A 24,206-nucleotide genomic window follows, 5' to 3' on the forward strand; every position below is an offset into this window, starting at 1 on the left:
CAGACTTCCTATAAGATTGCGAGCAGTGTCCGTTCGGGATACATCCGTGTATCCCGAACTACCGCATTTTGCATTGCAAAATGCGCGGTTGTAGTGCAAGGTAACGACACGGCATCCCTGCCGTGCGTCGCAGGAATTCTCAAGCGTCTCCGATAAAAGAAAAACGCGTCAAGCGTTTTTCAACTCCAGACTTCCTATAAGATTGCGAGCAGTGCGGGACTTGCAACGAGCGCGGAGCGCGAAGTTCCCCGCGCCACTTGCAACGAGCGCGGAGCGCGAAGTTCCCCGCGCAGCAATCGCCGAGCGTCTCCGATAAAAGGAAAACGCGTCAAGCGTTTTTCAACTCTAGACTTCCTATAAGATTGCGAGCAGTGTCCGTTCGGGATACATCCGTGTATCCCGAACTACCGCATTTTGCATTGCAAAATGCGCGGTTGTAGTGCAACATATCGGCACGGCATCCCTGCCGTGATTGAATGAAGAAAAATTTCCTGAGCAGGAATCGCCGAGCGTCTCCAATCACAAAGCGCACCGTAAACGCCGCGCTTTGTGTCCTCATAAGGAATCGCAGTCGGCTTTCGCGGTACATCCGTTTATTTTCATAAAAAAACGCGTAATTTATAGCTTTGTAAACGATATATAGGTCAGCGGCTTCCTTGCCGCGCTATCTCAACAATCGAAGGTGCAACTATGGAATATACCCATAAACCCGTCGAAGAACTCACCTTTACCGACGACTTTATGTTCGGCACGGTCATGAAAAATAAAGTTATATGCAAAGGTGTATTGGAGCGCCTTTTGCACATCAAAGTCGGTAAAATCGAATATCCCTCCCTGCAAAAAACGATCACTCCGTTTTACGAAAGTAAGGGCATACGCCTCGACGTCTATGTCTCCGACCCCGATCGCATCTTCGATATAGAAATACAAACGTCGATACCGCCCTCTCTTCCCAAACGCACGCGTTATTACCAAAGCCTTATGGATGTCGATAACCTCTTGAGAGGACAAAGCTACGCCGAACTGAAAGAGAGCTGCGTCATCTTTATCTGTACGCAGGATCCCTTCGGTAGAGGTTTGCCTGTCTATGAGTTTCGTAATATCTGTACCGCCGACGATATGCTTTTTCTTGATGACAAAAGCGCTAAGGTGTTTTATAATGTGGGTGCCTACGATAAAGAGGATGAGCCTGAATTGAGCGCTTTGTTGGAGTATCTTTGCGAGAGGCGGGCGACGAGCGGTTTTACACAGCACATCGATGAGCTTGTCGAAAAAGCGAAACGGAACGAAAAGTTCAGGAGCTGGTATATGTCGTTGAATATACGGGAAGATGATTTACGCAGAGAGGGTTTACAGCTGGGTGAAAAGATCGGCTTTGAGCGGGGAATACGCAAAGGCAGAAAAGACGGACTCTTACAAGGCCGACGCGACGGTGTCGCTGCGGGAGCGTATCAAAAAGCACGAGAAACGGCAAAGCTGATGGCTGAACGCAAGTACCCGCTATCTGAGATTCTCCTTATGACCGGCCTCTCGGAAGCGGAAATTAAAAAACTGTAGTAATTATTTGCTTTTCAAAAAACTTGACATTCAGATTTTTTAGGTAAAAATTGATTTCCGTGGGGTTTGCCGACGGTTTTACTCCGTTTCGCTTACGGCTTTAGTCCGTCCGTAAAAAATCGGCTGTACTTTCGGTCTTTATCCTCGCAGTCCCGAAAGTATCGCACGGTAGTCGGCTTCGCTCGACGCGTGAACGAGTTTCGCTCTCAGCTCCGCGCCGCCGGGGATGCCTTTCGTATACGCGCAAAATCGTTTTCGCATTTCTTTGCATGCGTTCGCTTCACCTGCATCTTCGATGAGGAGTTTAAGTTCGCGGAAACCCGCATCGATGCGCGCTCTGATGCCGACGTCTTCATAGCTTCCGGTCGTGAGGAGCGCTTTTGTCTTTGTGAAGATAAACGGATTTCCCATCGCACCGCGCGCAAACATCACCGCATCGCAGCCTGTCGCTTCGAACATCGCTCGTGCGTCTTCCGGAGAAAAGAGATCGCCCGAGCCGAAAACGCCGACGCGGCCGGACACGAATGAAACGAGCTCGGTGAGCGCATTCCAATCGGCTTTGCCTTCGTAGCCCTGAGCTCTCGTCCGCGGGTGCATCGTAATCGCTTTGACGCCTGCCGAAAGAACCGCGTCCGCCGCTTCTTTCCACGTGATCGTTTTATCGTCCCAGCCGGAGCGGATCTTTACGGTGACGGGAACGGGCCGTTTTGCATGTTCGAGTGCGCGGACGGCCGCTTGTACGACGGCATATAATTTCTCGGGGTTTTTCGTGAGCGCGGCTCCGGCTCCGGTTTTTACGATTTTCGGAACGGGGCAGCCGCAGTTTATGTCGATGCATGCGCAGTCGGTTTTTTCTGCGACGAGGGCGGCCGCCTTTGCGATGACGTCCGGATTGCCGCCGAAGATTTGTACAGCATACGCCGTTTCATTTTCAGCTTTTCGCAAAAGGCGTTCGGTTTTATCGTTGTCTCGGACGAGCGCTTCGGCGGATACCATTTCGGTATATGTGAACGAAGCGCCGCAGTCGATGCAGATCGAACGGAACGAGCGGTCGCTGTATCCGGCTACGGGTGCGAGGAATATATTTCCGCCGAGCGTCAGAGAACCGATCGCAACGGGATGATACGGCATTATTCGGGAAGGTTAAACGCTTTGCAGCTGTTTTTCCAAAGCTGAGCGGCGAGCTGTTCGATATCCGTTTCGAGCAGGTCTGAAAGGAAATGCGCCGTCGACGTGATGTATGCCGGCATCGTACGCTTTTTTTCGCGGAATTCGGCCGGAATCATAAAGGGACTTTCCGTTTCGATGAGGATCCTGTCAACGGGTACGTTGAGCGCCGTTTCGTGGAGGTTGCGCGCATTGCGGTACGTTAAATTTCCCGCGAACGAAAACCACACGTTCATGCCCGCGTCGAGACAGCGCTTTGCGTAGTCGGCGTCTTCCGAATAGCAGTGGAAAATCGCACCCGCCTGCGGAATGCGTTCGGAAAGTACGTCGAATATGTCTTTACCCGCGTCGCGGTTGTGGATGATAACCGGCAGGTTGTGCTTTTGTGCGATTTCGAGCTGCGTGATAAACAATTCGATTTGCGAGCGCTTGTCGCCGAATTGCTTGTAGTAATCGAGTCCCGTTTCGCCGACGGCGACGACGTTCGGTAATTTGAGATTTTCTTCGATTGCAGTTACGTAGTCTTTGCCCGGATTCGTCACTTCGGACGGAGCGACTCCGACCGCATGGTAGATGCCGTTTACCGCTTTCAGCGTATTGTACACGCGCTTAAAATCGAGGAGACTGTTGTTGATGGATATGATGCGGGCAACGCCGGCTTGTTTTGCCTGTTGAATGACGCGGAGCTGCTCAATAGGGTCGTCATAGATCAGCCCGATGTGGGCGTGAGTATCAAAAAATTGCATGGCATTTCTCCTATAAAAACTTTTGCAGGAAGTTGCAACTTCCGAAAAAGTTTTTAGTCATGCGCGCGAGCGCATACGTTCAATAATCGAGTTTGCGAAAACACACTGTATCGTATTCATTTGATTTTCATGAAAATGATATGTGTATATATCTTCCGCAAACATCCGCGCAAACTCGAGATAAGAACGCTGCGATTTCGAGCAATGCACAGAAATCGCGAGTGTCTCCCATAAAAGAAAAACGCTTTGGCGTTTTTCGGCTTTAGACTCCAGCGACGGCGATATTTCAGACGGCGCTTTTTATCATTTCTCCCATAAATAAAAACTTTCGAAAGACGTATGTTTTCGAAAGTACACGCAGCGAATCGGAAATATACCGATGTTATTGTTTCTATAAAGATACCACAGCTTTTGCGTGAAGTCAAACGATTTTTACGTGTGATTTTTCCGGTCGGCCTGACAGATGCGCCGCGTTTACGTTTTTCCCTTTTATCCGCCGTTTACGCGGGAAATTGCTTCGGTTTTCCGATTCACTTTTCCAAGAGAGAGGCGAGCTGCCTGGCATATTTTTTTACCGCTTTTCGTCCGAGCGGCGTCGCACTGTACATCGTTACGGGTTTTCGGTTTACGAAACGTTTTTCCACCGTCAGATAACCGGCGTTTTCCAATTTTTTGCAGTGGGCGGTGAGGTTACCGTCGGTCGCATGTACCGTATCGCGCAGCACGGTAAATTCGATTTTTTCACAGCCGAGCAATACGGACATAACCGCAAGACGCAGACGGGAAGACAGCTGTTCGTCGAGCAGACGGTGATCGAAAAAATCGACTTGGCGATCAGCACCGGTCATCGGCAGACTTCTTTTTCCGCATGATGATGAGTGCGGTAAGGGCGGGAATTGCGAGCAAAACGAAAGTTGCCGCACTTATGATAAGCGGGGCCGTGTACGGCTCGACAAAGAGACAGGGCAGGGCGGACAAAAGCCAGAAAACGCCTTCGGCGTACATTATAATCCTCGCTCTCTTTTGTACGATGGCGCCGCTCGTAACGCATCCGATTGCGATCAATATGCCGATGATAAAAAACGCGGCGGAAAAATCGATTTTGCCGAAAAACGACAGTACGGAATTCAATACGATGACGAAGCCGATGCTGCCCCATAAAGCGGCAAAGATGCGGTCGCTTGCTCTTTGTATTTTTTCTTCGCGTTTTCGGCGGAAATACAAAGGTAAAAAAATCTGGCAAAATCCTATGACGAAAAGCCAAATGAGCCACACGTATTTTCCCAAACCGAAAAAAAGAAAACAATATGTCGCCGCCGTTCCCGAGGGAATTGCAATGCCGTATACCGAAAACGGCACGAGCATCGATTCGAAACCCGCTTCGGCGTCTTCGGCCAATGCCTCGATTAAAGACAGTTGTTCTTTTATCTCTTCGTCGTTCATGGTACAAACCCTTATAAAAACAACATACCCCGATGCTTTGCACCGAAGCATGTTTGTAAAAACAGCGGTACCGATCGATTCGAATTGACCGGTACCGCGTGTATGTGAATCCGTTTCAGTGTAACATCGGGACGGTGTAGCGCATGCCGGCTTTCGCGTGAAAACCGAATCCGCCGCCGCCGATTTCGGTAAAGCAGCTGAAACCGGACGGCCGTTCGGTCATGAAAAATTCAAAACCGAAAAATCCCTGACCCATTATAGTAACCGTATGCTCTTCGCCCGGCAGAAGAAGAGCTGCCGCACCGCCGCCGCCGTACAAGCGAATATTTGCCGTTTTCATCAGATGGCCGCTCATCAGCGAAAGGTCGACGACCGGATATCCGTAGATGTGCTGCCTGCTCGGAAAATAATATTCCCCGTTTATTCGGAACGCGAATGAATTGTAAAAAAACCACGGAGACGTGACGGATGTCGATAATGCGAAATCGTTTTTGAGACCGGCAAGCGCAAAATCGAATCCTATACCGGTTTCCTTTTTTTCTCCGCTTTCTTTTGCAAAGGTGCAGAGCGAAACCGTACACAACAGGCATACGCCGCATAAAATCTTTTTCATAAATACCTTCCTCTTCGCTTGAAAAAATTTTATTGTCGAAGATACGGTCAAAGCTGCAGTCTTTTATATCGTATTTTCGATTTCAGGGATAGTATAGCTTGTCTACTTTATTTTGTAAAGTGCTTTATAAATATATTTTGATGATACGGATAAAAGGCGAAAGCGTATCGCTTCGGTTTGAATATTGAGTTTTGAAAGTATTTCCGATTAATACACGCCGATAATGACGGGGTCTGCCCAAAACGAACTGTACCGGACGGTACCCTCAGACGATTCTTCCCAAATGGATTGGAGCGCGTAGCCTCGAGGATGCTGTACGATTTTCGTGTTGCCGGCGGCGGGTTTTAAATCGTTTATACCGCGGGTAAACGTTATATGCTGCGAATCGAGGTTTCCGAAATAATAATTTTTCGCATCTCCCGTTTCACCCCAGCCTTCGTACGAAAGACCCGCACCCAGGGCCGGATCGACGGGTATCCATCCGATGCCGTATAAGTAGAATTCGCACCACCAGTGATTTCGCGTGCGGATATTGCGGTCGACGAGTATGCCGCAATCGGTGAGCGCGGGGATACCTGCGGCACGAAGCAGCGCCGTATAGAGAAGCGCAAAACAATAGGCGTCGCCTCTTTTGTTTTTTATAAGATTGAGCGGAGATTCCGGCTTTGCCGCGGTATCGCGCAGTTTGTAATTGTCGAGCATATACGTATAGATGAGCTTTGCTTTGATGTAGGGATTCGTCTCTTTTCCGACAATCGACGAAGCGAGATTCGTAACGGCTCTATCGTCCGACGGGATAAATTTATCCGCCCGAGTCGATGCCGCATAAAGCGCTTTATTCATATCGGAATACGATTTTACGTATTTCAGCTGAACGGTGCTTTTGACTTCGTATACCGAAACGACGAAATTTTGCGAAAAACGCTGTTTTGCCGGAGAAGAACCTTTACTTGCCTGCAGCTGATGGACGATCGTATTTTGGTAATCGGCGATAGCGGGTTCAGGAGTCCTCTCGTTAAGTTCGACAAAGGGCTGAGCCGCCGTAACGATGGGGCGGGGAAAATAAAACCTGATCGTCGCCGGCTGTTTCGTTTCGATATCGTTTATGTCCGCAGCAAGCTGCATGATATACGTGCGCTGCGTACCGTATGTTTTGCTTCCTATACGCGAATCGATTGTGAGTTTTTGAAGGTCGGATTTTCCTGCGGGTGTTTCGACATAAATCGATCCGGAAGCCGCTCCGTCCGGGACGCGTACGCGGATTTCGGTGTCACTCCAAAATTCGTAGTCGAAATCGGTTTTATTTGCGGGAATATATATTGTACCGGGCGCTCCGCTTTCGTATGCGAGCGTACTGCGGTTCGGAGGAATTTCCCGTTCCGTTGCAAAAAAGACGTCGGCGTCATCGTGCGTATTGCCGAAATTTTTCCCGGAGATGACGATGAGACTTCCGACCGCCGGAGATGCGTTTGAAATCGATGCGATGAACGGGAGGGAAGTTTGCATTTTCGGACGGGCGGCGACGGGGATCTCGCGTTCGTTTGTAAAAAACGAAGGCTCCGAGCGGTTTATTTCCGTTCCGACAAAGACGAGCCCGTCGGAGACGTTTGCCGGAAGGATGACTTTGATTTCTTTATCCGTCCATGCGATATACGAACTTGCAGTGAGTTTGCTGCCTGCGAACTCGACATAGCCGCTTCCTTGCATATTGCCGAAATGCTTTCCTCTGATAATGACGAGGTCTCCCGGAGAGCCGATGGGCGGATCGAGCCTTTCGATAACCGGTTTCCGACGCATCCGCATTGTGATTATAAAAACGATGCAGAATACGAGCGCGATAAGCGCCGCAACGCACAGCGTCCGAAACAACGGCGACTTTCTGAATGAATAGCTGAATTGGCCGGAAGAAATCACTTGAGCGAACTCACAAGTTCACCGTTTGCAAAATCTATGTCGGCGGCCGGCGGAACAAAGCCGATTTCGGGTATGCCGATTTTTATCGCGAGAGAACTGCCGTTTGCAAAGTCGGGGCGGAAGAGATCGACGTCTTCGAGCTGCCGTTCTCCCGTACGAACCGCGTCGAAACGGGTACCGCCGAAAGATGCATCGAATGCCGTGCCGTATTCCGCATTTACGCCGTATGTTTCATCCGGCAGAGACGGCACGAATGCGCGGGGTTGTTCGATATTGCCGTTGATGACGACGTTGTTTTTTGCGAGTTCGACGCTTGTACTGCGCGAAATCGGATTGATCGCGGCGGTTTTAACCGCGGAAGGCGAGCGGAGAACGCGAAGCGGTATGATGAGCGCGAAAACCGCAGCGGCCGCGGCTGCGGAAAGGGCATATCGAAAATTGTGAGCGGGAAAGCGGTACACGCGATTTGTCGTTTTGCTGTAGCTGAGGCGCACTTGAAGGCGCTCCCAGCTTTTGTCGAGAGACGCTTTATCCAATGTCATGCCGCCGGCATCCGAGCGGAAGACGGCGCTTACGGCGCGGAGAGATGCGAGTTTCGCCGCGCATTTCGGGCACGATTTGATGTGCGCTTCGTATGTTCCGACGTATGTTTCGGGAAGTTCGTTATCGAGATACACCGAGTGGATATCGTTACTGGGGCAGGTAGACATCGTCTTCTCCTAATAATTTCGACAGCTGTTCGCGTGCGCGAAACACGCGGACTTTTACGTTTCCTTCCGTAATGCCGAGCGTTTTTCCGATTTCTTTATAATTCAAATCTCCGTATTCGCGCAAAATCAAAACTTCGCGAAGTTTTTCCGGAAGCTGTGCGAGCGCTTCGCGCGCTTTTTTTGCGGCTTCCGCTTTGAGCACATCGGTTTCGCCCGAGGGCGCCGTCCGATGATCTTCGTACAGCGCTTTTTGATACGCTTTCCGTTCGCGTCCTTTCCGCTTGACGTAGTTGAGCGATGCGTTTTTTACGACGCGGATGAGCCAATACTTCGCATCGTTGAGCGACGGAAAGACAAGCACTTTTTCGTTCGCTTTGATGAGCGAATCGTGCGCCAAATCTTCCGCCGCTTCTTCGTCGGCGACGACCCTGTACGAAATGCGGAACAAAAGCTGCATCGTCGCGTCGTATATCGTTTTAAAATCTGCGGGATTGCCCGCGTTGAGCGGATGAGACGATCCCGATTGATTTTCCTCTACCGTAGTAAACACGATAACTCCAAAAAGTTACGGCTCTTGCGCCGTTCGCTTCCACACCGGCCCGTCCGGCGTATCGGTGATGACGATGCCGCGGGATGCCAAATCGCCTCTGATTTTATCGGCTTTTGCGAAATCTTTCGCTTTTTTCGCCGCCGTCCGTTCCGCAACGAGAGCGTCGATTTCGGCCGCTTCCGCGTCTCCTTCGTGTGTTTTGACAACCGCGGCCGACCGCAGTTTTGCCGCTTCCGATTCGATTTTGAGCGCGAGTACGCCGTCCATCGTTTTGATGAGCGAAAGCGCTTCTTCCGCTTTCAGTTCGGAATCCTTTACCGCAAGGTGCAGCGCACTCATCGCCTGAGGAGTTGCAAGATCGTTTTCGAGTGCGGCTTTAAAAGAACCGATATAACCTTGCGCTTTTTTCCCGAGCGAAGGAGAGACTTTTCCGTGAGATGCTTCGATAATCTGCGCGGCGCGTTTTACGAGCGCTTTCCGTGCGTTTTTTGCGCTTTCCATCGCGTCCCAGCTGAAAAACACTTGGCTTCGGTACTGAGCGCCGAGCAAAAAATAGCGGTAGTCGAGCGCGTCGTAGCCTTTATCGGCGAGCGTTTGAAGGCGCAGAAAATTCCCCGCGGACTTCGACATTTTATCTCCGTCGCCGGACGCGTCGTTTTTGACGACGAGGAATTCGTTGTGCAGCCAATAGTTTACCCATTTTTTGCCGGTCGCGCCTTCCGACTGCGCGATTTCGTTCGTGTGATGAATGGGTATATGGTCGATGCCGCCGGTGTGAATGTCGAAATGATCGCCGAGGTATTTCATGCTCATCGCCGAGCACTCGATGTGCCAGCCGGGATAGCCTTTTCCCCAGGGGCTTTCCCACGACAGCGCCTGATTTTCGAATTTCGATTTTGTAAACCACAACACGAAATCGTAGGGATTGCGTTTGTTTTCATCGACGCCGACTCTCGCTCCGGCTTTTTGATCGTCGAGGCGGAGGTTTGCGAGCTTTCCGTAATCGGCATACGTGGACACGTCGTAATAGAGGTTTCCGCCGGACATATAGGTATGACCGTTCGCTTCGATGCGCTTTATCAATTCGATCATATCGGAAACGTGATCGGTCGCTTTGCATACGACGTCGGGGCGGCGGATATTGAGCGCGTCCAAATCTTTAAAAAACGCATCCGTATAAAACTGCGCGACTTCGAGTACCGATTGATGGCGCTCTTTCGCAGTCTTTACGATTTTATCTTCGCCCGAATCGTCGTCGCCCGTAAGGTGCCCGATATCGGTGATGTTCATGACGTGCTTTTTATCGTAGCCGAGGTAGGAAAGCGTGCGATCGAGTATGTCGAGAAACACGTATGCGCGCAGGTTTCCGATGTGCGCGTAATTATACACCGTCGGGCCGCAGCCGTAAAAGCCGACGAAGCCCGGCGTAATCGGCACGAAATCCTGCATTTCCCGTCCCATCGTATTGAATACCCGTAATCCCATAAGCAATCCCTATCGAAAAGTATAAACGTTTTCAGTATACTGTAGCGTAATGACAAGCATACGCGAAACGGCTGAAAAATTCAATACGGACGATTTTAAAGGCCGCATCCTCTTTTCCGAAACGATGGCGAATCACACGACGTTCCGCATCGGAGGGCCGGCGCCTCTTTTTATAGCACCCTTCGATGTTCCCTCTCTCCGCTTTGCGCTTTCGGTTTTAAAGACCGATGCCGTGCCCTATTTCGTACTCGGAGGGGGAAGCAATATCGTCGTGTCGGACAAGGGCTTTGAAGGCGCCGTCGTTTCGATGAGCGCTCTCTGTCATATCGAAGCCGACGGAGAATATGTCGCCTCGGGCGCGGGAGCTTCCGTTTCGTCCGTCGTTTCGTTTTGCACGGAGCATTCTCTTTCGGGGCTTGAAGCGTTTGCGGGGCTTCCCGGAAGCGCGGGCGGCGCGGTATATATGAACGCAAGATGCTTCGACGTATCCGTAAGCGATGTCCTTTCCGAAGTCCGCTATATCGATTGCGAAACGCTCGAAGAAAAAACCTACCGCTTCAACGCAGCGGATTGGGATTATAAAATCTCGCCCTTTCAAAATACGCCTCGAATCGTCACGTGCGCGGTTTTTAAAACACGGAGACTTTCCGAAGACAAAAAAAACGAAATCGAGGCGCGCTGCAAAACCTGCGTCGCAGAGCGAAGCGCAAAGGGGCATTATAAATTTCCGAGCGCCGGAAGCGTGTTCAAAAACAACCGCGCATTCGGAAAGCCGTCCGGAAAAATCATCGACGAAGCGGGATTGAAAGGCATGCGCTCGGGCGGCGCTCAAGTCGCTCCGTGGCACGGAAACTTTATCGTAAACACGGGAGGAGCGACGGCGGCGGACGTACGCGCTCTTGCCGATCGCATCGTCGAAATCGTGCGGCAAAAGACGGGATTTACGCTCGAATGCGAAATACTATTTTGCGGAATACGGTAAAGATACGCTCGATTTATGCCGATTTTAAAGATTGACAAACAGGGCAGTGGAATTTATACTTATAAAACAGAGGGCGAATCGAATTGCTGCAATTATCATTTGTAAATTTTAGAAAAGGATCTTACCTCGTCGTCGAAGGAAAGGCAGAAAGCGATCGCTTCTTTATCATTCAAAGCGGCAATGTCCGTTGTTTTAAAGCGACCGATACGCCCGGCGGCCCGATTAAACTCCTCGGCCCGGGTGACTTTGTCGGCGTTATCCCCTGTATGTCGGGGCATTCGCAAATCGAAACCGTTATCGCCATCACCGACGTCACCGGTATTTCCGTCCGCCGCGATCAATACCCCGAACTCATCATGCGCAATACGCCCGTCGCCATGAAGATCATCCGTACCTTTGCAAACGGCATGAGAGCGATGAACGAAACGCTGACAAAGCTGACGCTCAACAATGTCGTCGCCGACACACCCGAGCACATATTCGACGTCGCCGACTATTACGATAAAGCGGGTTTTTCCGACATCGCGGTATACGCCTATTATCAATACCTCAAAGCCTGTCCGCGCGGCATCAACGCGGGGCGCGCAAAAGAGCGTTTTATCGTGCTCAAAGAGCGCACGCATGCGGTGTATTTCGAATCGACGCCCGACCTCATGCGCGTCTATCCGAAAAGCACGATGATATTTTCCGAAAGCCAAAACGGCCCGGACATGTTTATCATCCAGGAAGGGCAGGTGAAGATTTCGAAAGTCGTCGACGGCAACGAAGTGACGCTCGCTATGCTGAAAAAAGGCGATATGTTCGGTGAAATGGCGCTGCTCGAAAACAAGCCGCGATCGGCGAGCGCGATCGCGCACGAACCGTGCAAACTCATGGCGGTAAACCGGCAAAACTTCGATTTGATGGTCGCAACCCAGCCCCAGCTCATTTCGCGCTTGACGACGATGCTCGCCGACCGCTTGTGGTCGATGTACCGTCAGATAGACAACGCGAACCTGCACGATCCGCTGCACAAACTCATCGACATCCTCGCGCTGCAAGTCGAAAAAACGAAAATCAATCTTTCTCAGCAAAACGTTCAGTATCAAACGGATTTGACGCCCTACGATTTGGCGAATATGTGCGGGATCCCGAAGGAGCAGCAGGCCGAAAGCCTTATTCGATTGCAGTCCGATTCCCATGTCCGTTTTGTCAACGGAAAAATTCTCGTGCCCGACTGCCGCGAACTCGTAAAACAGGCGGCCTTTTACCGCAAACAAAACAACAACGCGTAGCGGGGCGCGTAACGCGGAGTTTTCGATGAAAAAAACGATCGCAGCTGCGTTGTTATTTTTTGCATCTCTCTTTGCTCTGTGTGCGCAAAAAGCGCTTCCACGCGGTTACGGCGGAATCCGTCTCGGTATGACGCTCGACGAAGTAAAAGAACGCTTGAAAAAAAACGGCGAGTTCGGTTACCACGGCGATCGGGACGTGTCGCTGCTTCCCGGAGAAAACCGCGTGCTCATAGAAACCGATGCAAAGGCGCGGGGCGTTTCGTCTTTTCTCGAGCGGTGCTATTTTCAGTTTTACAAGGACCGCCTCTATATTATGATCATCAATGTCGATCGGGAGCGCATGGATCACTACAGTATTTTCAGCGCACTGTGCAAAAAATACGGAAACCCGACCTCTCTGTCGCCCGAAAAATCGGAGTGGAAATCGGATACCGTGACGATGAGCCTCGAGCGGCCGCTTGCGATCAAATATGTAGACACGAAAGTTTTCGACGAATTGAACGCCGCATCCCTCGTTCCGCTTTCGGCTGCCGAAATGACGCGCGAACTCTTTTTGGACGCGCTGTGATAGAGCGTTTGTGCGGCGCGAAAGCACACGAAAAAAGGAAAAATTATCGATGGAAAAATCAACGATCTGTAAAATTAGCGAAAAAACGGCCGGCCGAAAAAACGGCGTGCGCGCTTTGCTTTTTGCGGCCGCCTCTCTCTTTTTCCTGTCCTGTGCGGACGAGCCCATGGAAGTCCAAACCCTTACGCTTAAAAGAGCCGACGGCGGCACGACGGTGAGCGTCCGTGCGGAAATAGCGAGTACCCCTGCCCAGCAGAGCAGGGGTTTTATGAAGCGCAAACGCATTCCCGACGGTACGGGAATGCTCTTCGTGTTTGCCAAAGACGAGGTTCTTTCATTTTGGATGATGAATACGCCGCATCCGCTTTCGATCGCGTACATCGATTCGAGCGGACGCATCCGCGACATATACGACATGACGCCGTTCAGCCTTGCGCCGGTTAAGAGCACGGTGAGCGTGCGCTATGCTCTCGAAGTGCCCCGAGGCTGGTTCGATCGCGTCAATATAAAAGTCGGCGATACGCTCGCCCTCGATTTCGACACGCACGCACAGTAGGTAAGCCGGCAGCACAGGACGCGAAATGCAAATGACTCGGTACGCGGGTACGTTATTCAGCCTTATGCGCTTGTATTTTCGCGCACTTGCACCGTGCGTGCGGCTTTTCGAAGCGCGCGCATCCGCACTTATGAATTTTCCGATTGTTCCAATTTCAATAATTCCGCCGCCGCGATTTTATCGTCCGGGTCGATTTCAAGCGCCGCCGCAAAATACTGTTTCGCTTTTTCGACGTCGTTTTCTTTTAACGCGACGAATCCCAAATTCGATATGATTTTCGTATTTTCGGGATCGAGCGACAGTGCGCGCGAAAGATAGCGCTTCGCTCCCGCGAAATCGTTTTGTTCCATGCGGCAGATCGCAAGCTCGTTGCAAGTATCGCAGTTCGTCTCTCCTCCGGGACACGAAAGCGATTCCAAAAACGCCTGTTCCGCATCTCCGTAGCGTCCGAGCCTGCGAAGTCCCCAGCCGAGCAAAAACCACGCGTTCCACACTTTTTGATTTGTTTTGATAAATTGTTTGATTTCTTCGAGCCCCTTTTCTTCCTGTCCCGACGAAATCAAATCGTAGGCTGTTTTGAAGTGGGCGTCGTCCATGTTTTGATTGCGGATATTGTCGACGATTTCCTGAGCGCGCTCTTTTTTGTATATACCGTTTTCGCCGAGCGCATCGTCGCTTACGTCGCAGGTGAGCGCGATATAGGTTTCAAAGCAGTCTTTCGCTTCGCGGTATGCGTATTGTTTGAGGTAAAAAAATCCCGCATTGAAAAACGCATCGGGGATCGCGGGTTCGGCATCCATCGCCGCTTTGTAATAGGCGAGCGCATCGCTGTCGTAGGCGTCGGCGTCTTCATGCAATCCCGAGCGGCGGTACGAGTTTGCGCGTTCGTCGAAAAAAAGCGCCGTATTGAGCACGGTCGTCATATCGTCGGGGTCGAGGCCGCGAAGCGCCGCGAACATTTCTTCTGCGATATCGTAATCTTCGTTTTTCGCTTTTAAAATCGCCGCTTCGGAAAGCTCCCGTTTGATATTCGGCCGCGCTTTTTGCAGCAGCGAACGGTAATAGTCCGTGTGCTCGTTGTGTTTGTCGTAGGCGAGCACGGTGAGGATGCCCGCGAGGATCTGCTCCTGCGTCAATTCTTCGGCATTGAAGGTGCCGGGCGCGTCCCTGTCTTTTTTTTGCACCGGCAGCGGGATTTCCGGATCGATGCGCATCGCATTTCGGGACAGCTGAAAATCTTCGGGGAGTTTGATGTAATAAATCGTATCGAGTTGGCTTATAGAATCCATATTATTTTCCTGACATTGCATTTGAAATATTTTGTACCGATGTGCCGCGCCGGGCTGCCGCATTGAGGCGCGCTTTCAGCGCAGCGGCTGCCTGTTCGACCGTCTGAGTCGGTACGCTTTGCGTTTGAGAAGACGCATCGAGGATATTTTTTTTCGCCATGGTGAGGTAATCGTTGATGTGCAGCTTGTATACGGCAGGCACGGCTTTTTCATCGAATTGTATACTCGCCGTGACGATGCCCTGCCTGCCTTCTGCGAAGTCTGCGCTGACGATCGCCCCGCGTATGTCGACCGTTTCGACCGGATCGTCGAAACCGATGCGCAGCACGGTTTTTTTGCCGCTTACGAATTTCGGTACGCCGAGCAAAAGAATTTTTGCGCCTGAAAACGACAGGTCGCGCAGGATGCACTTGCGCGGGACGTTTTGCACGTAGACTATCGTATCTTCTTTTTCGATACCGAGCCGGTGCCGCGCTTCACCTGTCATGACGATGCGCTCTTCTTTGCGCTGTATGAAATTGATGTCCGCTTCGATGAGCGCGCCGATCTTTACGATAAAATCGTCGGGCGGCCGCTGTGTATAGGTGAGCGTAACGACGGCGAGGTCTTTCGAATCCGCGTACTGCGCGACGTCCGTCACTTTTCCTGCGATAAAAAAACTCATCGTTTCCGTACCCTTGTCGATAAAAAAACAAAAGCGCAGATTGATCGGCGGAGCGTTTTTTCGCGTGATGAGCGCGAACGCGCCTCCCGCCCTGCCGAGAATTACCTTTGCCGATTTGAGTGACGTTGAATTGATAATGCACGGCCATTGATTGCCGCCGCATTTGATGTATATTTCACGGGGAGCGATGCGGAGCGTGTGCAGAATTTCGCGAGTAAAAATCACTTCTTTGTCGCTGTAGGAATCGTAGTAATGCGCTATCTGCTGATTGGTCGCGATCGCCATATTTAAATGATAATCGATTGCTATGCATTCGTCAACGATACGGAATTATCGCTGCGGAATATCGCAGGGGCCGCTTTATCGGACGGTAAACGAAAACGCCCGCCGCGGAGGGCAGGCACGTGTGCCGTGCGTTCCGGCTGCAAAATGCGGGGAACGTACGGAATAGGCTTAGGATACGGCAAATACGCGTATCAATATGCCGATTTCGATTCGTGACGCGGGTGCGTCTTTTTCATCAATTTGCGCTGAAGCGCTTTGTTTTTGCGATTTAAAATCGTAGAGGGCTTTTCATAGAATTCGCGTTTTTTGTATTCGCGGATAATGCCTTCTTTTTCTACCATTCTTTTAAAACGTTTGATCGCTTTTTCAAGATTTTCGGAATCATCGACTGCAATAGTCGCCATCTGTTTCGCCCCCTTCTGACCGGTGTACCGAGTAAGGACTATACTATACCATAAAACGCGTATGTTTTGCAAGACGGGAATTTTTTTGTTTGGCGGTTTTCCCGGCAGCCTTTTCTCATGTTAATATTTTTTGCTTCCGCGCTCGTCGCACGCATTTTGCGGGGGCGTATGCCGATGCGGAGTTTCGCGCGTACGCATAGGTATAACGATATTTTAAATATTTTTTTTGAAACCGCAGGGAAACAGGGGTGTTTTAAAACGTTTAAATACCTTGACAGCTGAAAAACCTTGTGTTATATTAAAACGAAGTAGCGGTTAAGTAACTGCGAAACATACGGTTGCCGTAAAATGACCGTCGGTCAGGCATCCGATGCAAAAATGGAGGTTTTTTGTATGAAAAAGATTTTAGGTGTTGTGCTGGCATCCGCTCTCGTGGCAGGCGCTTTTGCACAGGTTTCGACCGGCGTCGAATTCAGATCCGTTATCGATGTTATGGATGTAACATTCAAAAAAGCTGCCGATCCCGATGCATCTTTCCTCAAGCAGGATAATAAAGATGCCACTAAGATTGGTGTTACTGCAGCGGGAAAAAATGCCGGTGTTACTGCTGAAGTTACGTTCGATTTGAATAGCGCAGCTGCAACAGTTCTGTCTTCGAAGACAGATGTTGATTTTCCTGGAAGCACCTTCAAGAAAGAAACAGCCGATATCAGCACCATCCTCGGTGTGGGTGACGTATACGGTTGGTTCCATATCGGCGGATTCAACTTTACCGCAGGTAAACTGGGCAGCCGCTTTACGAACCGCATGAGACAGTCTGTCGGTAAAATCATCAACGTATCGTTTGCCGAGCCGTTCAAATACGGTGTCGCGCTTTACAAGCATGTCGGCGCCGATGCGGACAATATGACCAACGGTGCAAATCTTGCGGCAATTGCGGACTATACGTTCGCTATCGGCGATGCGAAGCTTCTTACGAAAGCCGCTATCTTCGATACGACTCCGGGTTTCCCGCATCTCCAGAGCGGTTACGGCTTTGAAGCGGCTTTCCAGTCGAAGCTCTTCACCCTCGACGCTGTTGTAAAAGTACCCTATGCCAACACGGCTGTTACGGGCGTGTATGTTTACGTAGCACCGGTTAAGATGCTCAGCGTTTCCGCAGGCGGTACGCTCGCATGGGACAACCGCAAATCTACATCGAAGGCGACCGATGATTTCGCATTCGGTATCGACCTCCGCGCTCGCGTGGCTCCCATCGATGCTCTCGCTGTAACGCTTATGGGCAACTATTCGAACAATACCGCAAAAGATTCCGGCGGAAATACGAAAGATACAAACGGTATGTACATAACGCTCAACGGAACCTATATGCTCAACGATATGTGCGATCTTTTCTTAGAAGGCGGCTACTTTGACAAAGACGGATCCGACCCCAAGAAAGTTACAACCAACAACATCAAACTCCAAGTCGGTACGACGGTTAAACCGGTCGAACACGTGACGCTTTCTGCCGCTGTTCAGGGTGTTATTCCGCTCTATGAAGGCACACAGGCTGACGGTACCGCGTCTTTCCAACTCGTAGTACCTGTCGCTTTGAAGGTTGCGTTCTAAGCTGAACTTTCCGTTTGAGCGTTCTCCTTGAACGCTCATGCTGAAAAGCGAATCCCGCCGCATTGCGGCGGGATTTTTTTATGGTTCGATTTATGCGGCAGTTTTTCAAGAGGAAAAAGCGAGGTCTTATTCTATAAAGCGCTGCGGAGGCGTGACGATCCAAATGGCTTCGGCGTCTTCGTCCGTTTTATTTTCGAGCATGTGCGGTGTGCTTGCGGAAAACGACGCGCTATCTCCCGCTTTCAGGTCGTATTCTTTTTCTTCATATTTGAGCATAATCGCCCCTTTGGTAACGACACCCAGCTCCCAGCCGATGTGTCCGTACGAACCGCGGTGCGTACGCGAATGAGGCGGCAGCCGTATGACGTACGCTTCGAATTGATTGTCTTTTTCCGATTTGTCCGTGCGCGCAAGCTCTTCGTATTTGATCGTATCTTCCGAAACGGTTCTCCGTTCGTCGCTTCGCGTTATTTTGACGGGACGCTTTCGCCGGTGTTCTTCAAACAGAAATTCCAGATTGATATCGAGCGCGTCGGCGAGCGCGAGCAGCGTGTCGATGGCCGGTGAAACTTTATTGCGCTCGATCTGCGATACGAGGCTTTCGCTCACTCCCGCTTTGTCGGCGACGACTTTGAGCGTCATGCCTTTGTGTTCGCGCACCATGCGCAGTTTTTTACCGAAATGGTACGGTACGCGTTTGCTTTCTTTTTTGCCGGTTGCATTGATTCGTCTCATCGTTTTCTCTTGCCGTCCCTCATTTGCCGTCTGCCGAGATGCGGAGAACGGCATTCGATTTATACGTTTTGCTCGGTGACAAATTGGATAAAGTAATCTTCGAGCGTTTTGTGCGGGCCGGGAAGTTTCATCCGTGCGCGCTCGCGCGCATCGTCCCTCCGGATCGTATACAGCGAATAAAAATCGCGGTAGTCGAGCTCCGCATCCGTTTTTATGGGCATACCGAGGTAATCGGCCACTTCGTCGCGCCCGATCGCCGCGATGCCCTTTGTCCGCAAAATCGTCCGCAGCCGGGAAATCTGCTCGTATGAAATGCCGAACAGAAATTCTTCCATCGCTTGAGAGACGCCGGGATCGCATAATTTATTTTTAATAAAACCGAGCCATTGTCCGTCCATCTGCATCGAAATGAGCAGAAGCTCGCTCGTACCCATCATCGTGCCGAAAGCGGGCGCGAGTTTTCTGCGCGCAGTCCAGACTTCGTTGAGTATCGGTGCGATGACTTGAATGCGGTCGTCCGTACGGTATTCCCACAGCATGAGCAGCGAATAGCCCCATTGACGGCGGATTTCCCGCGGCAGCGTTTTATCTGCGATCAAATTCAGATATACGTCTTCGGCAAGCAGCGAAAACATCATCGTAACCGCTTCGGTCATAAGCTCTTCGGAAAGAGACGCGGGTGCTTTGATCCTCGTGCTTTGTTTTGAAAGCGATGAAAACGTGTGCATCTTTGCTATGAGAAATCCCTTGCCGAGACTCGCTTTCGACGGCAAAAGCAGCGTTCGATCCCCGGCTTCCTGACTGTCAATGAGCATCTCCACGATCGTTTTCGGCGTACGCATGCCGCCCGGCAGATCGTGCTGTTCGAGCAGCGACGGAAACAATGCGATCGCACGCGCAAGGTGTTCGAGGTCTTTCATCCTGTCTTTAATTATCAACACGCGCTCCGTATCCGCATCGTTCATATACACAAGCAGATCGTCGATGAGCTTTTTTTGCTTTTGCGTGAGGATGACGATGCCTTTGTCGTCTCTGCTTCGCGCGATGTTGTCGGTATCGTAGATGTGTTTGATATCGACGGGAGAAGTATTTGTTTCCGTATCGATCGTCCTTTGTTAATAATACTATGAACGAAACGTCTTTCGTCGATGTCTCGTTCAAGTTTCGAATGCGGAACATACCGATCAGTCGGATGTACGCGATCGATAATTTTTATTCCGCCGTCGGCGTTTCTTTTTCAAGCTCGACGGAATTTCCGGCGGCCTGCGATTCCTGCACATCCGCGTCCTTTGTTTCCTGCATATCGGCATCTTGCGCTTTTTGTGCCGCCTCCGTGCGCTCGGTTTCCGTATGAACGTCGGTTTGCACTTTGCTCGGCTTCGTTTCCGGCAGTTTATTTTTCGGAATCCGCTTCATGCCGATTTCAGCCAATTTGTTGTACGCGCCCGGCAGTACGCCCGGTGTCGTCGATGCGTACATATCGAGAATCTCTTTAAACGATGCGTATGCCGCCGCGTATTTTTTTTGCTTCAAATAGAGATGACCGAGTTCGTATCGCGCTTCCACGTAGACCGACGAATCGATGCCGTAACGCGCGATCACCGTTTTATAATAGGTTTCCGCATTTTTATACTGCGCGCTTCCGTATGCGTTTTGTCCGAGCTGAATGAGCTGCGTCGACGTCAAATCTTCGGGGATATCTTTTATCGTGCGGCACGAAACAAATAAAAGCGCACCGCACACCGCCGAGGTCAATGTAATGGCAATAATCCTTTTCATAACGCCTCCAGTGTACAATGAGAAGTATAAAAAAAGCAAGAGCTCGGCAATTCCGAGCAGTGCGCGACTTGCAACGAGCGCGAAGCGCGAAGTTCCCCGCGCAGGAATTGCCGAGCGTCTCCTATGAGAGAAAAACGGCAAAGCCGTTTTTCAACTCACGACTTCTTATAAGATTGCGAGCAGTGGTCGTTCGCGTTGCATCCGTGCACCGCTCACTACCGTATTTTTGCATAGCAAAAATACGCAGTCGTTTTGCCAAGATACGACACGGCCTCCGTGCCGTGCATTGCACGAAGCGAAGCTTTCTGTACAGCAATTGCTGAGCGTCTCCTATCACAAAGCGCGCATAGATGCAGCGCTTTGTGTCCTCATAAGGAATTGCAGTCGGCTTTCATACCTTTTATTACATCCGAAAGGATGAGGTATGAAAGCCTCCGCGCGGATAAAAGAAAAACGGCAAAGCCGTTTTTCGCCTCACGACTTCCTATAAGATTCCGAGCAGTGGCCGTTCGCGGTTTTCCAAAAACTGAAGTTTTTGGAAAGTCTCCTTGATTTACTATGCGATGTTTAAAATTAAGTCACTGCAATATAAAGACTTAATTTTAAACTCGTAGGCTGTCGAAAAAGTAACCGACTTTTGAGACAGCCCGCTCACTACCGTATTTTTGCATAGCAAAAATACGCAGTCGTTTTGCCAAGATACGACACGGCATCCGTGCCGCATGACGCACGGATTTTTTCCGCTTCCGCTTTCATGCTGCAGTCGGGGCGTTGCGGGGTGTCCCCGCAGAGGGGGCAGCGGACGGCCGTATGAACGGAGCAAGGGGAAAACGACGGTTTTACACTTGCGGAGTGAAAAGGACGGGAGCGAGGGGGAGACTTCCCCCCTTGTGTAAGGATGTTTGCAAAAAGAGATTTGAAAAATGTATTGACTAAATGCCGGTACGCGGGTACGATTTTATATCGATTTAAAATTCGAAACCTTTTCTACGATAATTATTAAAGAAAAGCGGAGCGTTGCGCATTGAGTGCGCTGCGTTTTCGCAGGGGGCGATTATGAAACGATTGATCGGCGTGTTTGCAGTGCTGTGCGTTTTGGCCGGCTGCAAGGGAACGAATAAGTCGAAGACGATTAAAATCGGCATCGTGCAGCTTGTCGAACATCCGGCGCTCGATGACGCGTATAAGGGGTTCGTCGACGCTCTTTCCGAAGCGGGTTATACCGACGGAACGAATATTTCAATCGATTACGAAAACGCGCAGGGCGAACAGGCGAATTGCGTTACGATCGCGCAAAAGCTCGTAAACGATCGAAGCGATTTGATCCTCGCGATTGCAACGCCCGCGGCGCAGGCTGTCGCGAATCTCACAAAAGACATTCCGATTCTCGTCACGGCCGTCACCGATCCCGAAAGCGCAAAGCTTGTCAAATCGAACGATGCGCCGGGTACGAATGTTACGGGTACGTCGGACTTGACGCCGTGTGCAGCACAGATCGATTTATTGAAGCGTCTCGTACCGAACGCAAAAACCGTCGGCATGCTGTATTGTTCAAGCGAACAGAACAGCGTCTTTCAAATCGGTCTTGCAAAAGCCCAGTGCGATAAACTCGGACTTGCATATATCGATGCGACGGTGTCGAGCACGAACGAAGTGCAGCAGGTGACGCAGAGCCTCGTCGGTAAAGTGGACGCGATCTACGTGCCGACGGACAATATGGTTTCATCGAGTATCGTGACGGTTGCGCAGGTTGCGAACGAAAACAGGATTCCGACGATCGTCGGGGAAGAAGGCATGGTAGAGCGGGGTGCGCTTGCGACCTACGGCATCGATTATTATGCGCTCGGAAAGCAGACGGCTTCTATGGCAGTCGATATTATTAAAAACGGGAAAAAGCCTGAGGATATGCCGATTCAATATCTCGAACATTGCACGCTCAGTATCAACCGCGATACGGCGGCGAAAATCGGCATGACTATTCGCGACTATTTGAACTAGCGGGAGCGCTTGAAAAATTTCGGCTTCGGATACGATCGATAATCGGCAGTGCCGTTTGCCGCCGACGGAGTGTGCGTAAAGATGGGATTGTTGTTTGCAGTGCACGGCGCCTTTGCCGTGGGCATTCTGTGGAGCGTGATGACGCTCGGCGTATACATTACGTTTCGGATTCTCGATATAGCCGATCTCACCGTTGACGGAAGTTTTGCGACGGGGGGCGCGGTTTCAGGCGTGCTCATCGCGCACGGTGTGCATCCGCTCCTTTCGCTTTCGGCGGCTTTTGCGGCGGGTATGCTTGCGGGTCTTGCGACCGGTCTCTTGCACACGAAAATAAAAATACACGTGCTGCTCGCGAGCATCCTCACGATGATCGCGCTGTATTCCGTCAATATCCGCATTATGGGAAAAGCGAACACGCCGCTGCTCGGCGTCAATACGATGATGACCTTTTTTACCGACAGGTGCGGTTTTACCGCGGCGAACGCTTCGCTTGCCGTCGGCGCCGTCTTTGTCGTGTGTATCGTCGCACTTATGTATTGGTTTTTCGGAACGGAAATCGGCAGCGCCATGCGAGCGACGGGAAACAACGAGCGGATGGTGAGGGCGCTCGGCGTCAACACGGACACGATGAAGATACTCGGTCTCATGCTCGCAAACGGTTTCGTCGCGCTGTCGGGCGGGCTCGTCGCGCAGAGTCAGGGATACGCGGACGTCGGCATGGGAACGGGCGTCATCGTTATCGGACTTGCGTCGATCATCATCGGGGAAGTCGTGTTCGGAAAGCGCTTCGCGTTTTGGTATAGGCTTTCGGCCGTCGTTTTCGGTTCGATCATCTACCGAATCGTCATCGCGATCGTACTGCAGCTCGGATTGAAATCGACCGATTTGAAATTGTTTACGGCGATCATCGTCGCAGCTTCCCTTTCCGTTCCCGTCGTCAAAGGAAGCATGGCGCACCGCCGTCGTTCGGCTATCCCCGGTACGAGGGCTTCGGATGCGGAGATCCCGCAAGATCGGGACGTGACCGACACGGCAGGAAAATAAGCGATGTTAAAATTATTCAACGTATCGAAAACATTCAATCGCGGAACGATCACCGAAAAGGTCGCGCTCAAAAACATCAATCTCGAAATCGACGACGGGGATTTTATCACGGTTATCGGCGGGAACGGCGCGGGAAAATCGACGCTGCTCAATCTCATCGCGGGCATTCACTTTACCGATACGGGCTCGCTTTTTCTCGACGGCATGGATTTGACCGGTATGCCCGAATACGTGCGCGCGAAATACTTGGGACGTGTGTTTCAGGATCCGATGATGGGGACGGCGGCGAATATGCAGATCGAAGAAAACCTCGCGCTTGCGATGAGAAGGGGCAAACGGAGAACGCTTTCATGGGGCGTGCAGCCTGCCGAACGCGCTCTCTACCGTGAAAAGCTGGCGCTCCTCGGCTTGGGGCTCGAAAACCGCATGACGAGCAAAGTCGGTCTTCTTTCAGGAGGTCAGCGTCAGGCGCTTACGCTGCTCATGGCGACGCTGCAAAAACCGAAACTGCTTTTGCTCGACGAACACACGGCCGCCCTCGATCCGAAAACCGCAAAAAAAGTGCTCGATTTGACGGAAACCTTTGTCACCGACGGGGGACTGACGACCTTTATGGTGACGCACAATATGAAAGACGCGATACGCTGCGGCAACCGCCTCATCATGATGAGTGAAGGGCGCATCATTTACGACGTGAAAGGCGACGAAAAGAAAAATCTTCGCGTCGAAGATTTACTCAAGCGTTTCGATGCTACAGGCGGAGAAGCGAACGACCGCCTTTTGCTTTCGTAACGGCAGGGGCGAAACGTCGGGGCGGGAGACGACGGTAAAA

24 protein-coding genes are annotated in these 24,206 nt (G+C 51.1%); 9 read left to right on the forward strand and 15 right to left on the reverse strand.

Annotated features, from left to right (window positions below):
* The first annotated feature begins 690 nt into the window (after window positions 1-690).
* On the forward strand, window positions 691-1,557 hold the full coding sequence (locus tag HRI97_RS01755) for an Rpn family recombination-promoting nuclease/putative transposase (protein ID WP_253726222.1): 867 nt from the start codon (window positions 691-693) through the stop codon (window positions 1,555-1,557).
* A gap of 138 nt (window positions 1,558-1,695) precedes the next feature.
* Here HRI97_RS01755 and dusB read toward each other — a convergent pair whose 3' ends face one another.
* The 9 genes from dusB to cysS all read right to left on the reverse strand — a co-directional run bounded on the left by dusB (window position 1,696) and on the right by cysS (window position 10,185).
* Window positions 1,696-2,688 carry a tRNA dihydrouridine synthase DusB gene (gene dusB / locus HRI97_RS01760; RefSeq protein WP_253726223.1) on the reverse strand — a complete coding sequence of 331 codons (993 nt, stop codon included), beginning with the start codon at window positions 2,686-2,688 and terminating at the stop codon, window positions 1,696-1,698.
* Window positions 2,688-3,470, reverse strand: coding sequence for a TatD family hydrolase (locus HRI97_RS01765; RefSeq protein WP_253726224.1), 783 nt, complete (start codon window positions 3,468-3,470; stop codon window positions 2,688-2,690). The genes dusB and HRI97_RS01765 overlap by 1 nt, the downstream gene beginning before the upstream one ends.
* A gap of 530 nt (window positions 3,471-4,000) precedes the next feature.
* Complete coding sequence (locus HRI97_RS01770; protein WP_180486974.1) at window positions 4,001-4,318, reverse strand: winged helix-turn-helix domain-containing protein; 318 nt, start codon at window positions 4,316-4,318, stop codon at window positions 4,001-4,003.
* On the reverse strand, window positions 4,305-4,913 hold the full coding sequence (locus tag HRI97_RS01775) for a hypothetical protein (protein WP_253726225.1): 609 nt from the start codon (window positions 4,911-4,913) through the stop codon (window positions 4,305-4,307). Before HRI97_RS01775 ends, HRI97_RS01770 begins: the two co-directional genes overlap by 14 nt.
* 115 nt (window positions 4,914-5,028) lie before the next feature.
* Window positions 5,029-5,526, reverse strand: coding sequence for a hypothetical protein (locus HRI97_RS01780; RefSeq protein WP_253726226.1), 498 nt, complete (start codon window positions 5,524-5,526; stop codon window positions 5,029-5,031).
* A gap of 207 nt (window positions 5,527-5,733) precedes the next feature.
* Window positions 5,734-7,329: a transglutaminase domain-containing protein gene (locus HRI97_RS01785; protein WP_253726227.1), complete on the reverse strand. Its 1,596-nt coding sequence runs from the start codon at window positions 7,327-7,329 to the stop codon at window positions 5,734-5,736.
* Window positions 7,330-7,436: 107 nt separating this feature from the next.
* Window positions 7,437-8,150, reverse strand: a complete 714-nt coding sequence (locus HRI97_RS01790; protein ID WP_253726228.1) for an anti-sigma factor family protein — start codon at window positions 8,148-8,150, stop codon at window positions 7,437-7,439.
* Complete coding sequence (locus HRI97_RS01795; protein ID WP_180486970.1) at window positions 8,131-8,700, reverse strand: RNA polymerase sigma factor; 570 nt, start codon at window positions 8,698-8,700, stop codon at window positions 8,131-8,133. Before HRI97_RS01795 ends, HRI97_RS01790 begins: the two co-directional genes overlap by 20 nt.
* Window positions 8,701-8,715: 15 nt before the next feature.
* Window positions 8,716-10,185 carry a cysteine--tRNA ligase gene (cysS, locus tag HRI97_RS01800; protein WP_253726229.1) on the reverse strand — a complete coding sequence of 490 codons (1,470 nt, stop codon included), beginning with the start codon at window positions 10,183-10,185 and terminating at the stop codon, window positions 8,716-8,718.
* 49 nt (window positions 10,186-10,234) lie between these two features.
* On the opposite strand from cysS, the gene murB reads away from it, so the two are divergent.
* The 4 genes from murB (at window position 10,235) to HRI97_RS01820 (ending at window position 13,565) form a co-directional block, all read left to right on the forward strand.
* Complete coding sequence (gene murB / locus HRI97_RS01805; RefSeq protein WP_253726230.1) at window positions 10,235-11,167, forward strand: UDP-N-acetylmuramate dehydrogenase; 933 nt, start codon at window positions 10,235-10,237, stop codon at window positions 11,165-11,167.
* An 83-nt stretch (window positions 11,168-11,250) separates the two neighbouring features.
* The gene (locus tag HRI97_RS01810; protein WP_180486967.1) at window positions 11,251-12,441 is read left to right on the forward strand and encodes a Crp/Fnr family transcriptional regulator; all 1,191 of its coding nucleotides are present in this window, start codon (window positions 11,251-11,253) and stop codon (window positions 12,439-12,441) included.
* 25 nt (window positions 12,442-12,466) lie between these two features.
* On the forward strand, window positions 12,467-13,009 hold the full coding sequence (locus HRI97_RS01815; protein WP_253726231.1) for a hypothetical protein: 543 nt from the start codon (window positions 12,467-12,469) through the stop codon (window positions 13,007-13,009).
* Between the two features lie 49 nt (window positions 13,010-13,058).
* Window positions 13,059-13,565, forward strand: a complete 507-nt coding sequence (locus HRI97_RS01820) for a DUF192 domain-containing protein (RefSeq protein ID WP_253726232.1) — start codon at window positions 13,059-13,061, stop codon at window positions 13,563-13,565.
* A 128-nt stretch (window positions 13,566-13,693) separates the two neighbouring features.
* On the opposite strand, the gene HRI97_RS01825 is transcribed toward HRI97_RS01820, so the two are convergent.
* From HRI97_RS01825 to rpsU, 3 genes are all read right to left on the reverse strand, one after another.
* Window positions 13,694-14,854: a tetratricopeptide repeat protein gene (locus tag HRI97_RS01825; protein WP_253726233.1), complete on the reverse strand. Its 1,161-nt coding sequence runs from the start codon at window positions 14,852-14,854 to the stop codon at window positions 13,694-13,696.
* Between the two features lies 1 nt (window position 14,855).
* Complete coding sequence (locus HRI97_RS01830; RefSeq protein ID WP_253726234.1) at window positions 14,856-15,803, reverse strand: PilZ domain-containing protein; 948 nt, start codon at window positions 15,801-15,803, stop codon at window positions 14,856-14,858.
* 191 nt (window positions 15,804-15,994) lie between these two features.
* Complete coding sequence (rpsU, locus tag HRI97_RS01835; RefSeq protein WP_016520808.1) at window positions 15,995-16,207, reverse strand: 30S ribosomal protein S21; 213 nt, start codon at window positions 16,205-16,207, stop codon at window positions 15,995-15,997.
* Window positions 16,208-16,600: 393 nt separating this feature from the next.
* On the opposite strand from rpsU, the gene HRI97_RS01840 reads away from it, so the two are divergent.
* A complete protein-coding gene (locus HRI97_RS01840) occupies window positions 16,601-17,818 on the forward strand; it encodes a hypothetical protein (RefSeq protein ID WP_253726235.1) in 1,218 nt (405 codons plus the stop codon).
* Window positions 17,819-17,944: 126 nt separating this feature from the next.
* Here the strand turns inward: HRI97_RS01840 and HRI97_RS01845 are convergent, their stop codons facing one another.
* From HRI97_RS01845 to HRI97_RS01855, 3 genes are all read right to left on the reverse strand, one after another.
* Window positions 17,945-18,553 (reverse strand): helix-turn-helix domain-containing protein, encoded by a 609-nt coding sequence (locus HRI97_RS01845; protein ID WP_180486962.1) that lies wholly within the window; start codon window positions 18,551-18,553, stop codon window positions 17,945-17,947.
* A gap of 59 nt (window positions 18,554-18,612) precedes the next feature.
* Window positions 18,613-19,659 carry a hypothetical protein gene (locus HRI97_RS01850; protein ID WP_495574007.1) on the reverse strand — a complete coding sequence of 349 codons (1,047 nt, stop codon included), beginning with the start codon at window positions 19,657-19,659 and terminating at the stop codon, window positions 18,613-18,615.
* A 106-nt stretch (window positions 19,660-19,765) separates the two neighbouring features.
* Window positions 19,766-20,332, reverse strand: coding sequence for a tetratricopeptide repeat protein (locus tag HRI97_RS01855; protein WP_253726236.1), 567 nt, complete (start codon window positions 20,330-20,332; stop codon window positions 19,766-19,768).
* Between the two features lie 1,056 nt (window positions 20,333-21,388).
* Here HRI97_RS01855 and HRI97_RS01860 point away from each other — a divergent pair.
* The 3 genes from HRI97_RS01860 to HRI97_RS01870 are packed head-to-tail and all read left to right on the forward strand — an operon-like array spanning window position 21,389 to window position 24,166.
* Window positions 21,389-22,330, forward strand: a complete 942-nt coding sequence (locus tag HRI97_RS01860; RefSeq protein WP_253726237.1) for an ABC transporter substrate-binding protein — start codon at window positions 21,389-21,391, stop codon at window positions 22,328-22,330.
* A gap of 48 nt (window positions 22,331-22,378) precedes the next feature.
* The gene (locus tag HRI97_RS01865) at window positions 22,379-23,374 is read left to right on the forward strand and encodes an ABC transporter permease (RefSeq protein WP_253726238.1); all 996 of its coding nucleotides are present in this window, start codon (window positions 22,379-22,381) and stop codon (window positions 23,372-23,374) included.
* Window positions 23,375-23,377: 3 nt separating this feature from the next.
* The gene (locus HRI97_RS01870; protein WP_180486955.1) at window positions 23,378-24,166 is read left to right on the forward strand and encodes an ABC transporter ATP-binding protein; all 789 of its coding nucleotides are present in this window, start codon (window positions 23,378-23,380) and stop codon (window positions 24,164-24,166) included.
* The last annotated feature ends 40 nt before the right edge of the window (window positions 24,167-24,206 follow it).

It is taken from the genome of Treponema socranskii subsp. buccale (assembly GCF_024181585.1).
In the GTDB taxonomy this organism is placed as follows: Bacteria; Spirochaetota; Spirochaetia; order Treponematales; family Treponemataceae; genus Treponema_D; species Treponema_D buccale.

Excerpts from the sequence above, each read along its gene's own strand:
- HRI97_RS01765 (WP_253726224.1), bottom strand. The coding sequence starts at position 3,470 with ATGCAATTTTTTGATACTCACGCCCACATCGGGCTGATCTATGACGAC.
- HRI97_RS01860 (WP_253726237.1), top strand. The coding sequence starts at position 21,389 with ATGAAACGATTGATCGGCGTGTTTGCAGTGCTGTGCGTTTTGGCCGGC.
- HRI97_RS01775 (WP_253726225.1), bottom strand. The coding sequence starts at position 4,913 with ATGAACGACGAAGAGATAAAAGAACAACTGTCTTTAATCGAGGCATTG.
- HRI97_RS01820 (WP_253726232.1), top strand. The coding sequence starts at position 13,059 with ATGGAAAAATCAACGATCTGTAAAATTAGCGAAAAAACGGCCGGCCGA.
- HRI97_RS01780 (WP_253726226.1), bottom strand. The coding sequence starts at position 5,526 with ATGAAAAAGATTTTATGCGGCGTATGCCTGTTGTGTACGGTTTCGCTC.
- HRI97_RS01870 (WP_180486955.1), top strand. The coding sequence starts at position 23,378 with ATGTTAAAATTATTCAACGTATCGAAAACATTCAATCGCGGAACGATC.
- HRI97_RS01840 (WP_253726235.1), top strand. The coding sequence starts at position 16,601 with ATGAAAAAGATTTTAGGTGTTGTGCTGGCATCCGCTCTCGTGGCAGGC.
- HRI97_RS01790 (WP_253726228.1), bottom strand. The coding sequence starts at position 8,150 with ATGTCTACCTGCCCCAGTAACGATATCCACTCGGTGTATCTCGATAAC.
- HRI97_RS01825 (WP_253726233.1), bottom strand. The coding sequence starts at position 14,854 with ATGGATTCTATAAGCCAACTCGATACGATTTATTACATCAAACTCCCC.
- dusB (WP_253726223.1), bottom strand. The coding sequence starts at position 2,688 with ATGCCGTATCATCCCGTTGCGATCGGTTCTCTGACGCTCGGCGGAAAT.
- cysS (WP_253726229.1), bottom strand. The coding sequence starts at position 10,185 with ATGGGATTACGGGTATTCAATACGATGGGACGGGAAATGCAGGATTTC.
- HRI97_RS01855 (WP_253726236.1), bottom strand. The coding sequence starts at position 20,332 with ATGAAAAGGATTATTGCCATTACATTGACCTCGGCGGTGTGCGGTGCG.
- HRI97_RS01845 (WP_180486962.1), bottom strand. The coding sequence starts at position 18,553 with ATGAGACGAATCAATGCAACCGGCAAAAAAGAAAGCAAACGCGTACCG.
- murB (WP_253726230.1), top strand. The coding sequence starts at position 10,235 with ATGACAAGCATACGCGAAACGGCTGAAAAATTCAATACGGACGATTTT.
- HRI97_RS01830 (WP_253726234.1), bottom strand. The coding sequence starts at position 15,803 with ATGGCGATCGCGACCAATCAGCAGATAGCGCATTACTACGATTCCTAC.
- rpsU (WP_016520808.1), bottom strand. The coding sequence starts at position 16,207 with ATGGCGACTATTGCAGTCGATGATTCCGAAAATCTTGAAAAAGCGATC.
- HRI97_RS01815 (WP_253726231.1), top strand. The coding sequence starts at position 12,467 with ATGAAAAAAACGATCGCAGCTGCGTTGTTATTTTTTGCATCTCTCTTT.
- HRI97_RS01785 (WP_253726227.1), bottom strand. The coding sequence starts at position 7,329 with ATGCGGATGCGTCGGAAACCGGTTATCGAAAGGCTCGATCCGCCCATC.
- HRI97_RS01755 (WP_253726222.1), top strand. The coding sequence starts at position 691 with ATGGAATATACCCATAAACCCGTCGAAGAACTCACCTTTACCGACGAC.
- HRI97_RS01770 (WP_180486974.1), bottom strand. The coding sequence starts at position 4,318 with ATGACCGGTGCTGATCGCCAAGTCGATTTTTTCGATCACCGTCTGCTC.